The 11,818-nt window shown below is 62.3% G+C and carries 8 protein-coding genes; 4 read left to right on the plus strand and 4 right to left on the minus strand.

The genetic code is table 11. The annotated features are described in order from the left end of the window. The first annotated feature begins 78 nt into the window (after positions 1–78). From RPR59_RS07985 to RPR59_RS08000, 4 genes are all read left to right on the plus strand, one after another. Positions 79–1,557 carry a sugar porter family MFS transporter gene (locus tag RPR59_RS07985; RefSeq protein WP_313912850.1) on the plus strand — a complete coding sequence of 493 codons (1,479 nt, stop codon included), beginning with the start codon at positions 79–81 and terminating at the stop codon, positions 1,555–1,557. Positions 1,558–1,702: 145 nt separating this feature from the next. Further along, positions 1,703–2,401, plus strand: a complete 699-nt coding sequence (locus RPR59_RS07990) for a FadR/GntR family transcriptional regulator (RefSeq protein ID WP_313912852.1) — start codon at positions 1,703–1,705, stop codon at positions 2,399–2,401. A gap of 285 nt (positions 2,402–2,686) precedes the next feature. Further along, on the plus strand, positions 2,687–5,503 hold the full coding sequence (locus RPR59_RS07995) for a TonB-dependent receptor (RefSeq protein WP_313912853.1): 2,817 nt from the start codon (positions 2,687–2,689) through the stop codon (positions 5,501–5,503). A gap of 23 nt (positions 5,504–5,526) precedes the next feature. Then, complete coding sequence (locus tag RPR59_RS08000; protein ID WP_313912855.1) at positions 5,527–6,777, plus strand: glycoside hydrolase family 172 protein; 1,251 nt, start codon at positions 5,527–5,529, stop codon at positions 6,775–6,777. Between the two features lie 62 nt (positions 6,778–6,839). On the opposite strand, the gene RPR59_RS08005 is transcribed toward RPR59_RS08000, so the two are convergent. The 4 genes from RPR59_RS08005 to RPR59_RS08020 all read right to left on the minus strand — a co-directional run bounded on the left by RPR59_RS08005 (position 6,840) and on the right by RPR59_RS08020 (position 11,708). Beyond that, a complete protein-coding gene (locus tag RPR59_RS08005; RefSeq protein WP_313912856.1) occupies positions 6,840–7,598 on the minus strand; it encodes an SDR family NAD(P)-dependent oxidoreductase in 759 nt (252 codons plus the stop codon). After that, entirely contained in the window at positions 7,591–9,078 is a 1,488-nt protein-coding gene (locus RPR59_RS08010; RefSeq protein ID WP_313912859.1) for a sulfatase family protein, read from the minus strand. Before RPR59_RS08010 ends, RPR59_RS08005 begins: the two co-directional genes overlap by 8 nt. Continuing rightward, the gene (locus tag RPR59_RS08015) at positions 9,075–10,499 is read right to left on the minus strand and encodes a sugar porter family MFS transporter (protein ID WP_313918408.1); all 1,425 of its coding nucleotides are present in this window, start codon (positions 10,497–10,499) and stop codon (positions 9,075–9,077) included. Before RPR59_RS08015 ends, RPR59_RS08010 begins: the two co-directional genes overlap by 4 nt. Positions 10,500–10,568: 69 nt before the next feature. Then, entirely contained in the window at positions 10,569–11,708 is a 1,140-nt protein-coding gene (locus tag RPR59_RS08020; RefSeq protein WP_313912861.1) for an ROK family transcriptional regulator, read from the minus strand. Positions 11,709–11,818: the final 110 nt, after the last annotated feature.

The raw sequence follows: 11,818 nt of genomic DNA on the forward strand, positions 1-11,818 counted from the left end.
CGTAAGACAGATTATTCGTGCATCCTGAAAAATTGCTGATATGAGGACACCCATAACCAGCTCGGGAGAGGAGAAGTCATGCCGGCAGCGTCCAGCAACAGGAAGCTTGCGATACTCCTGGCGTCCGTTGCCGCGCTGGGCGGCCTGCTGTTCGGCTATGACACGGCCGTGATCTCCGGGGCGGTCGGCGCCATCGACCACAATTTCATCGCGCCCCGGCATCTCTCGGAAACCGCAGCGAACACCCTGTCGGGCTGGACGGTGTCGAGCGCGCTGTTCGGCTGCATCCTGGGTTCGCTCGTTGCCGGGCGTTGCGGCGACTGGCTGGGGCGCCGCAATGGCATGATGGTCTCGGCGATCCTGTTCTTCATTTCGGCGCTGGGGTCGTCGATGCCCGAGATCGGTTTCGCGCCGGTCGGGCAGGTCGGCCCCGAAGCGCTGGCGCCGTTCATCTGCTACCGCATCCTCGGCGGGGTCGCGATCGGGTTGGCCTCGACCCTGTGCCCGCTCTACATCGCCGAAATCTCGCCGCCCCAAAGCCGCGGTTGGCTTGTCGCCTTGCAGCAGATGGCGATCGTCACCGGCATTTTCATCACCTATTTCGTCAACTGGGGCATCGCGAGTCAAGGTAGTCATTTCTGGGTGATAACGACCGGCTGGCGCTATATGCTGGCGTCGATGACGCTGCCGGCGACACTGTTCTTCGTGCTGTTGTTCCTGGTGCCCGATACGCCGCGATGGCTGGTGATGAAGGGTCGGCGCGACGAGGCGCGGGGCGTGCTGGCGCGGCTGGGTACGCCCGATGTCGCGCGCACCGTCGAGGAGATCGCGATCTCCTATGAAGAGCAGGCGGAGAACCAGGCACGGCTCAATGCCTTCGGCTGGCCGGTGGTGGTCATCGGCGTTCTGATCGGCATGTTTCAGCAATTCGTCGGGATCAACGCGGTGATGTATTACGCCCCGCTGATGTTCCAGAACATGGGGGCGGCGGGCAATAATGCCTTTCTCGCCTCGATCCTGCTGGGCGGCGTGAATTTCGTGTCCACCGTCGGCGTGCTGTTCGTTATCGACCGTGTGGGGCGCAAGCCGTTGCTGTTGTTCGGATCCTGCCTGATGACTGTGGCGATGCTGGCGCTCGGGATCTTCTTCACGCTGCAATATCAGGGTGCGGCGATGATCCTGGCGATCCTCGTCTATATGTTCGCGTTCGCGGTGAGCTGGGGCCCGGTCGCCTGGGTATTGATGGCGGAGATGTTCCCGAACTCGATCAAAGGCAAGGCGATGCCGATCGCCGTCGCCAGTAGCTGGATTGCGAACCTGTTCGTTTCGGTGACGTTCAAGATACTGGACGGCGATTCGATATTGAACAGGACGTTTCATCACGGCTTTGCCTATCTGCTTTACGCCGTGATAAGCTTGGGCACCGTCTGGTTCGTCATCCGCTTCGTGCCGGAGACCAAGGGCCTGCGGCTCGAAGCGATCGAGGAAATTTGGCGAGGCGAGGTGTCACCCCAATCTTCCGAAGTAAACGCGCGCGAAGCCGCCGGGGCGATATGAAGGCCTTCGCGCAAGGACCGACGATGCCCGAAGCTGTACGGTCTTTGCGTACAGCGTTCCGGCGGATTTCCGTCGTTTGCAACGGCGCGATGTCGCAAGCGGGGGCATGCGTGAATCCTGAAACAAGTCGGCTGTCGGGGTATATATGACGGATCGGGGAGGGCGGCTTTCGGAGCGCATCTACGGCCGGATCATCGAACTCATCATCAGCGAGGGACTCGATGCCGGCGAACGATTGCCGGCCGAAGGCGCGCTTGCGACCCGATTGGGTGTGTCGCGACCCGTAATACGCGAGGCATTGTCGCGGCTGGTCAGTGACGGCATCGTCGAGACCCGGCAGGGTAGCGGCTCGTTCGTCCGGGTTTCGCCGGCGCAGCAACTGACCCATTATCTGCCCGGTGACGCGCTGGCGCAGATCATCGGCATTTTCGAGCTGCGCATGGCGCTTGAACCGGTGGCTGCGGCCCTTGCCGCCGCGCGGCGGAGCGATGCGCAGCTCGAAGCGCTGGAACATGCGCTCGGCGAACTCAAGCGCACCGCCGAAACCCGCGAGGCCGCGCAGGACATCGATCAGGGATTCCATCTGATCGTCGTGCAGGCAAGTGCCAATACGGCATTCGAGGATGCCTATCGCGCGGTGAGTGAAGGCATATTGAAGGGCATGCGTGCCGGGCTGGCGATCAGCCGCGCGGACGACATGCCCGTCACCGATGTCGAGGAGCATGCCGCAATCTTCCGGGCAATCAGGGCGCGAGACGGCGACGCCGCCAGCCTCTCGATGCGCTGGCATCTCCATTGCAGCCGACAGCGCCTGATCAATCGGTCCAGCGTGCGACCTAGCTGAAACTCTCTTCGGTTGTAATCTCAGTCGTAAATAGCAAGCCTGGTACGGGTCACCTGCGCGCGGCATTTTGCTTCTATACAGCCCGCAATACCGACATAATTGCAACGGTTCGGTGAAAGCATGTTGTCAGGCAAATTTTCTCGTGCATGTCGAGAGCAATGACGATAGGAGGAGCGGAATAATTATTTTCTGAACGGGAGAAAAAGGATGTTGCGGGCTCACTACACCCCTGTCGCTCGGCCGTTTCGTGTCACTGCCCTGTTCCTGGGCGTTTCGCTACTGGCTGTGACGAATACCGCCCTGGCACAGGATGTGTCGTCCTCTTCCGACGCTGCGAGCGCCGGGCAGGCGGGTGGTCAGGAATTGCAATCGGGCAAACCCTTCCCGCCGACTGTCAATCGCCAGACGGCGAATGACGCCGACTCTTCCGAAGAGGCCAACGAGATTGTCGTGACCGGCATTCGCCGGTCGCTGGAGCGGGCCGCCGACATCAAGAAGAACGCCAGTCAGGTGGTGGACGCCATCGTCGCGGAGGATATCGGCAAGTTCCCCGACCCGACCACTTCCGCCGCGTTGCAGCGTGTGCCCGGCGTGCAGGTGTCGGTCGATTCCAACAACGAACTCGGCAACGTGCTGGTTCGCGGGCTTCCCGACATTCTTACCACCGTGAGCGGACGAGAGGTGTTCACCACTACCGGGCGCAGCTTCAACCTGCACTTCATTCCGGCGCAGGCGCTGGCCGCCGTGAAGGTTTACAAGTCGCAGAGCCCGGACCTGATCGAAGGCGGCTTGGCGGGCCAGATCGACTTGAACCTCAACCGGCCGTTCAATTTCGAAAAGCCGACGCTGAACGTGACCGTTCGCAACCGCTACGCGACCGAGGCTGACAAATCGTCGCCGACCATCGCGGGACTGGTCACGGACAGCTGGGATACCGGCGCCGGCAAGATCGGCATACTCGTCAATGGCTCCTATCAGCGCGACGACCATTACCGGGCGCAGACGCAACTGCTTGACCGTCGCAGCTCGGCCGCGGCGCCGCTTGGCGAGCCCGGCTATCTGATCCCCAACATCCTGCGCAATTTCGCCAATACCGGCACGATCGAACGCAGGGAACTGAACGGTTCGATCCAGTGGCAGGTGACACCCGCGCTTCAGGCCTATGTCGATGGCCTCTATGTCGACTCAAAGGAGACGGCGAGCAATTCCGGCGCCAATATCCAGGCGTTCACGACCGGTACGACCCTTGGCGACGTCACCGCCAGCGACAATTGCTTCGACGCGCGGGTGAACGAAAACGGCTACAACGCGCGTATGGTTACAGATCCGCAGACCGGCGAGAGCGTCCTGCAACCTTATACGGTACAGAATGTCTGCGAGGTAGACAGCGCGACCCTGGAAAGCCCCGTCGTCAATTCGACTTCGCAGGCGCATCATTACGACACGGACGATAAACTGATCGCCGGCGGGCTGAAATATGACCAGGGCGGCCTGTCCGCCGACATCGATGTTTCGTATCAGAAATCGCACAACAGCACGACGGATATCACCGCCGATATCGGCAAGCGCCTGCCCAGCCTGACCTTCAGGCCCGATGTCGATAACGTGGCCGCATATACGGTGCCGGGCAACGGTCTGCTGGAAAACGACGGATTTTCGCTTCGCAATTCGTTCCAGCAGCGCTTTTCGGTTTCCGATGGATCACTTTTCGCGGTCAAGGGTGATGTCGCGAAGGAATTCGGCGGTATTCTGAAGAGCGTGAAAATCGGCGGCCGCTATGCCAAGCGCAAGGCCGATCAGCGCGCGGCGCAGGTTATCTCGCCCTTTCCCGGCGGCAATGTCGGCACGGCCAGCGAGGCCGATGCGGTCATGGTCGGCGACAGCGGCTTGCCGAACGACTTCCTGTCGATGGGCGACCCCGCGCCGGGGCTGAACGACGGTGCCAGCTATCTGATCCCCAATCCGGATTTCCTGCTGTCCGAGCGTGGGCAGGATGCGCTTCGCGCCTATGTCGGCCAACCGATGGGCCGGCCCGACTATCAGCCCAGCCGCCGCTTCAGCATCGACGAGGAAACGATCGCGGGCTATGTTCGCGCGAACTATGATATCCCGATCACCGGCAGGATTCATCTGGGCGGACTGGTCGGCGGCCGTCTGGTCCGCACCAAGCGCGACCTGCTCTTCTTCCATAACGTAACGACAGGCGAGGGGGGCGACGCGCAGACGACGGTCGAGCCGATCCGTGCCGATACCACCGACACCGATTTCCTGCCCAATGTCACCGCCAAGCTCGATTTCGGCAACGGTCTGCAAGCGCGCATGATCTATTCGAAATCGTTGCGCAGGCCGGAATTCACCGCGCTGAATCCGGCGTTGAACCTGACGATTTCGGCGAACCCGTTCATCCAGAATTCGGGCGGCGCGGGCAATCCCGACCTGAAGCCGCAGAAGTCGAACAGCTACGACGCCACGCTCGGCTATTATTTCAACAACGGCTATATCGCCGTCGCGGGCTATTACCGCGACATTTCCAATCGGGTCATCAGCGGCTCGCAGTTGGAGACGATCGACGGCGTTGATTACAATATCACGCGTCCGCGCAATATCGGCAAGGCCGATCTGAAAGGTGTGGAGGTCAACGGGCAATACTTCTTCGACTTCCTGCCGGGCGCCCTGGCCGGGTTGGGGCTGCAGGGGTCCTTCACCTATCTCGATTCGAAGGTGAAGGGTGACGACCCGCTGGCCGGATATCCGTTGCTGGGTGTCTCCAAGTATAATTACACCGCCGGTCTGCTGTACGATCATAGCGGGGTCAGCGGCCGACTGGTCTATACCTACCGTTCAAAATACGACGCCACCGACCAGAGCGGATCGAACGCACTGCGCCCCATCGATTCGCAAGCCCTGTTCGGGGTCGTGCGGCCTGCCGGGCGACTCGACTTCAGTATCGGATACGACATCGACGATCAGTTGCGGATAGACGTCGGCGGGACCAACATCCTGAAGAACGAGACCAAGACCTATTACGGATCTTCGGCCTATAACTTTAACGATTACCTCGACGAGACGACCTATTCGATCGGGTTGCGTATCCGAATCTGACGATCAATCGGGACCGGGAGCAAATGATGAAATATCTGTATTCTGCTATTCTTGCCGCTTCGGTCGCGGTCGTGCCGGCCGCAGCACAGACCGGCGGGCCGTCGGACTCCGCCCGGATGTACACGATGCAGCCGGGCGCCCAGTCGCGCTGGACCAGCCCGGAAAACCATAGCGGCGCCAAGGGGCAGGGCGCGAAGGCAAATAACGGCATCAAGGGGCATGCCTATGACCAGATTCCGGCGCATGGTCATGCCGATGTTCTGAACATCGACGGGCCGGGTATCATCCAGCGGATGAAAATGTCGGTGATCGACCGCTCGCCCGAGGCGCTGCGGTCGCTTCGCATCGAGATGTACTGGGACGGCGCCGACAAGCCGGCGGTGCGCGCACCGCTCGGTGACTTTTTCGGCACCGCCTTCGGCAAGACGGCCGAATATGAGACCAGCCTGTTCAAGGATCCGGAAGGCCGCTCCTTTACCTTCACCATCCCGATGCCGTTCAAGAAGGGTGCGCGGATCGTGATCTACAACGACTCCGACAAGCCGGTGACGCATCTCTACTACAACGTGAACTTTCAGAAGCTCGACAAGCCGCCGGAAGACATGCTGTATTTCCACGCTTATTGGCGGCGCAATACGCCCGCGGTGGGCAAGGACTTCGTGGTTCTGCCGGAAGTAAAGGGAAGCGGCCGGTTTCTGGGCGCGAGCATCGGTGTGAAGGCGGATCCGGTCTATGGCCGGCACAAGGAGGGTGAGCCACCCCTGAATTACTGGTGGGGCGAGGGCGAGGTGAAGCTCTGGCTCGACGGCGACAAGCAGGACCCCAGCATGGTCGGTACCGGTGTCGAGGACTATTTCGGCACGGCGTGGGGCATGGCGCATTTCGTCACGATGAATTCCGGATGCACCATCGCCGACCCCGATACGCTGCACTGGTCCTGCTATCGCTATCATGTGCCCGACCCGATCTGGTTCCATCAGGATATCAAAGTCGCGATGCAGCAGATCGGCGGTGGCCCCCTTGAGCAGGTGCGTCAGTTGCGGCGCGACGGCGCCCCGCTCAAGGTCATCAGCGTCGATGCCAAGAACGGCAAGTTCTACCCGCTCCTGTCGATGAAAAACCCGCCCCAGCTGATGGACGACGATTTTCCGAAGGGCTGGACCAACTATTTCCGCAGCGACGACTGGTGCGCGACCGCCTATTTCTATCTCGACACGCCGACGGACAATCTGCCGGAGCTGGCTCCGGTGGAGACGCGCCTGCGCGATCTCTGAAGGACGGCGTGTGGATTATCTGAATAGGGGGCGGGGCCGGTATGCGGTCCTGCCCCTTTGCGTCAGGACAGGCCGGCGTCGACCACGAACTGCGCGCCGGTGCAGGCGCCGGCTTCTTCAGAGGCGAGGAACAAGGCCATGCGCGCGACATGTCCCGCGTCGAGGCGCAGCTTGAGCGCCTGGGCGTTCATGACTTCCCGCTCCACGTCCGGCGTTAGCCATAGCTCGGTCTGCCGCTCGGTCGCGATCGCGCCGGGAACGATGCAATTGATCCGGACGCCGTCTTCGCCGAGTTCGCGCGCCAGGGTACGCGTCAGCCCGACGACTGCGGCCTTGGCAGCGGTATAGGCCGCCATGCCCGGCCGGCCGCGCAGCCACGAGGTCGAACTCATCAGGATGATCGACCCGCGTCCGCGCGCCTTCATCCCGCGCGCTACAGCCTGGCTGACGAAGAACTGGTGGTCGAGATTGGTCGCCATCCGGTCTCGCCAGTAATCGGGTTCGATCGCGAACATGTCGTGGCGGTCGTCGTTGCCGGCATTGTTGATCAGGACGTCGATTTCGCCGGTATCGGCTTCGATCGCCGCGATCGTTCGGCGTAGCGCATCGATATCGCGCAGGTCGCAGTCATGGAACCGCGCGGCTGCGAGCTGGCTCGCAAGCGCTTGGCCTTCCTTTGTCTGCACGTCCAGAAAATGGACCCGGCATCCTTGCGTGACAAAGGCCTCGACCATCGTTGCGCCGATACCGGATGCACCGCCGGTAATGACCACGACGCGGCCCGCAAGGCTGTCATAGCGTGCTGCCGCGGCTTCAACCATCGCGACGGCGTCCCCGGTTCGATGCGGGCGTGCGGCCGGTGCCCCGGTCGAGCGCCTCGGTCCATCCCTGGGTGGTGACCGAACTGCGAATGCGCCAGGCGAGGATGGCATCCTTCAGCCGCTGTCTGATGGTGCCGCATTCCGGGTCGTTCCAGCGATCGTGGATCTCGTGCGGGTCCGATTCCAGGTCGAAGAGCTGTCCTTCGTCGCTGTCGACGAAATGGACCAGCTTCCACCGCTCGTCGCGCACCATGGTCATGAACTCGGTTCCAGACAGGATGCGGTCGCCGGCATGTTCGGCGAAAATATGGGAGCGAGGCTCGACTGCGTCGCCCGCGAGATAGGGGGCCAGCGACCGCGCCTCCATCCAGCGCGGCGGCGTGACGCCGCCGAGGTCGAGGATAGTGGGCGCGAAGTCGAACAGCGAGACGAGATCGCCCACCGTGCGGCCGCCTTCGATACGGCCAGGTGCCCAGACGATGGCCGGCACGCGCACGCTCTGCTCGTACATCGTCCATTTCTGGCTGTGGCCGTGATCGCCGAGGCAATCGCCGTGATCGGAGGTGAAGATGACGATGGTATCGTCGAGCACCCCGCGGCGTTCCAGCGCTTCGATCAGATTGCCCATCTGCGTGTCGATCATCGATACATTGGCGAAATAATGCTCTCGCTGGCGCCGCAATTGCGCCTCGCCGGGGTCGGCCAGATGAACGACGGCATCGTGATCGACTTTCAGATGCTGTTCGCGCAGCGCCCGGAGCGCCTCGGGCTCCGCCGCCATCGCGGCGCGATCGCGGATCGGCATCGGCAGGTCGCGGCCGGCGTAGCGATCGACATAGTCCTGGGTCGGGTCATAGGGCGGGTGCGGTCCGGGTATGCCGATTTGCAGGAAGAAGGGTTCATCCGTGGGATAGCGGTCGAGCCACATGCATGCCATCTGCGGCACGAAATTGTCCGGGTGGAGGTCGGCCGGAAGTTCCCAGATGAAGGCGCCGAGCCGTTCACGATAATCGGCGCGGCGGCGATAGGTGACGCGGCTCGGCTTTTCATATCCGCGCGTCCACAGCGCCTTGTCCCAGTTGTCGAGATAGAAGGGCAGGCGGGGCGTATCACGGTCCTTGTTCTCGACGACGTGACGTTCGTGAAAGCCGAAGGAGTCCTCAAAAGCGGAAGTGTGCATCTTACCGATATTGACACAGTGATAGCCGGCCTCCGCCATGCGGCCGACCCAGCTGTGCGTCCAGTTCTCGTCATTGCGGAACACGCCGTTGGTATGCGGATAGAGCCCGGTGAACAGGCTGGCCCGCGACGGCGCGCAGGACGGCGAGGTCACGTACATATGGCTGAACAGCACGCCTTCTCTTGCCATCCGGTCGAGATTGGGCGTGTCCATATAATCGAACCCGGCCGCGGCGATGGTGTCGAACCGCTGCTGATCGGTCATCACGAAAACGATGTTGGGCGGGCGTCGCTCGGTCATCGGCGAATGGAAATCCTCTTTGCTGTCGGGTGGTCGAGACGCGCCTGTTTGCCCGCTGCCTCTATTTCCTCGAGTGTGCGGCGGCTCGTCTCCGGGAGCAGGCGCAGGACGAAGATGAAGGCGATCAGGCCGAACAGGGCGAAGGTGCCGAAAGCCGCGGTCGAACCGGAGGCCAGCAGTACCGGAAAGATCGACGAAATGACGAAATTGGCGAGATAGACGGTGAACACGCACGCGCCCATCGCCGTCGATCGACCGTGCATGGGCAGCAGTTCGGGCAGGAGAATCCACACGATCGGGCCCCAGCTTGCCGAAAAGGCCGCCTTGAAGATCGCCAGGCAAGCCACCGCCGTACCGGAGCCGAATGCGGAGGCGAGCGCGTCGAAGTGAAAGATGCCGCCCAGCAGCACCATGCTCGACGCCATGACCAGAGCGCCGGTCAGGAGCAGGATGCGCCGGCCCAGCCGGTCGACGACCCGGCCGAGCAGGAAGGTTGAGAGGATCGAAAGTGCCTGCAGAGTCCCGCCGATGAAGATCGCAGCGGCGTCACCGAAGCCGGCGGCATTCAGGATGGTGGGCGCATAATAGACGATGGTGTTGATACCGAGCGCCTGTTGAAATGCCGCGAGCGCCAGAGCGATCAGCAACACGTGTCGCACCCAGGGATCGGCGAGCATGGCGCGAAGCGAGGGGCGGGTCGCGGCGGCGTGGCGTTCGATTTCGGCGAGATCGCGTTCGGCCTCGTCCGCGCCGCGTGTGCGCCTGAGCGAGGCGAGGGCGTCGTCGCCCCGACCGGATCGCACGAGCCAGCGCGGCGATTCGGGAAGAATCAGGACGCCGAGCACCAGAAGAAGCGCCGGTATCGCCGCGACGCCGAACATCGCGCGCCAGTTTTCCGTCTGCGCGAACAGATAACCGATAGCATAGGCAAGGAAGATGCCGATCGCGGTCATCAACTGATACAGGGAGGTCAGCTTCCCGCGCGAGGCCGCGGGCGACAGTTCTGCGAGATAAACCGGGACCTGGACGGAGCCAACGCCCACGGCCAGGCCGAGAATGAAGCGAAAGCCGATCAGCGAGAGCGGACCCGGGGCAAGTGCGGCCCCCAGACTGCCGATCAGAAAGAATATGCCGGCAAGGCCGAGCATGGGCCGGGCGCCGAAGCGGTTGCTGAGAAAGCCCGAAATCGGGGCCGCGATCAACGAACCGAGGAGTAGCGCGCCGACCACCATTCCCTGTTCCGCTGGGTTAAGATCCATCTCCTTGCGGATGAACAGCAGCGCGCCGGCGACAACGCCGGTGTCATAGCCGAATACGAGTCCTTCCAGCGCGCCGAAAAAGAAGATCAGCCCGACGAACCGCCTTGCGGCCTGAGTCGCTATTTCCGGGGCTGTGCGAACTGTCTCGTCCTCTCCGCCTATGGCGGGCGTTCATACCCGCTCATAATTAATTACTACGCAAAACAAAATAAAAAACAAGGCAGGTCCGGATTATACCTTGGCACGATAGACGAAGTGGTCGAGCGCGACCGCGGCGGCGCTGGGCATACCGGCATCGGCGCCGAGTGCGGACAGCCGGACGCGAACCGTATCCCGCAAGATGGGGAAGGCCTTTTCGCGCAGATCATGTTCGACCGCCTCGGCCAGAGCCGGCGGCGCCTCGGCGAAAATCCCGCCCAGCACGATCAGATCCGGATTGAGCAGATTGACGGCACTGCTGAGTGCCGTGGTGAGGTGATCGATCATCGCCGCCCGCGCTTCAGGCATATGCGCCAATGCACGTAGTGGTGACGATGGGTTGCCGCCCGCCTTGGCAACTTGGTCGGCGAGATAGGATTCGGATAGGACGGTCTCGAGACATCCCCGGCTGCCGCAGGCGCAGGGCAGGCCGTTTTCAACGACCTGGATATGGCCGAGTTCGGTAACGCCGTAGCTTCCGGGACGAAACGGTCTGCCATCGACGACCAGCCCGGCGCCGAGCCCGGTGCGCAAATAGACGTAGAGCAGCGAGCCTGCGTCGTTGCCGCCGCCATAAACCTGTTCGCCAAGCGCCATCGCCCGGACATTGTGCTCGACCGTGGTCGAAAGGCCGGTGCGCTCTTCGAGATGATCCGCGACCGCGGCGTTACGCCAGCCGGCGTTGATCGACAGCAGCAGATGCCGGCCGTCCTGGTCGACCGGACCGGGCACGCCCACGCCCATTCCCAGGATACGGCGCCTGTCGACCTTCTGGTCGGCGATCAGCGACTCGATCTCGGCGGCTACGCGATCGAGCACAGCTTGCGAGGAATCGCTGTCGGGGTTGAATTCGAAAGACCGGGCGGGCGTACACTGCGCCACTAGATCGCTCATGCCGACCTGAACCAGTCCGGCGCCGATGTGTATGCCGATGACGTGATATGCGGTCTCGACGAGCGCGACGTCGATTGGCGGACGGCCGATCCCGGCCGGCTCCACCATGTCCTGCACCTCGCGAAGAATCCCGGCGTCGATCAGGCGCGCCGTGAGTTTCGTCATGGTCGTCGCGGACAGCATGCTGCGCCGGGCCAGAGCGGCGCGGGACAGTGGTCCGTGGTCGCGTAACAGGCGAAGAATGGCGCCGTCGTTGATCCCCCATGCAATTGCCGCCATTTACTTTATCCTGCAAACAAATTAATCCGTGCCCGGTAGGACATCATCGACCGTCAGACAATGTCGATACCATAGTCGGATGCTCACGAAAGCGGTCCGGCAAACCAGAG

This window comes from Stakelama saccharophila (genome assembly GCF_032229225.1).
In the GTDB taxonomy this organism is placed as follows: Bacteria; Pseudomonadota; Alphaproteobacteria; order Sphingomonadales; family Sphingomonadaceae; genus Sphingomonas; species Sphingomonas saccharophila.

Coding starts and splice junctions, on each gene's coding strand:
- RPR59_RS07985 (WP_313912850.1), top strand. CDS start 79: ATGCCGGCAGCGTCCAGCAACAGGAAGCTTGCGATACTCCTGGCGTCC.
- RPR59_RS07990 (WP_313912852.1), top strand. CDS start 1,703: ATGACGGATCGGGGAGGGCGGCTTTCGGAGCGCATCTACGGCCGGATC.
- RPR59_RS08000 (WP_313912855.1), top strand. CDS start 5,527: ATGATGAAATATCTGTATTCTGCTATTCTTGCCGCTTCGGTCGCGGTC.
- RPR59_RS08005 (WP_313912856.1), bottom strand. CDS start 7,598: ATGGTTGAAGCCGCGGCAGCACGCTATGACAGCCTTGCGGGCCGCGTC.
- RPR59_RS08010 (WP_313912859.1), bottom strand. CDS start 9,078: ATGACCGAGCGACGCCCGCCCAACATCGTTTTCGTGATGACCGATCAG.
- RPR59_RS08020 (WP_313912861.1), bottom strand. CDS start 11,708: ATGGCGGCAATTGCATGGGGGATCAACGACGGCGCCATTCTTCGCCTG.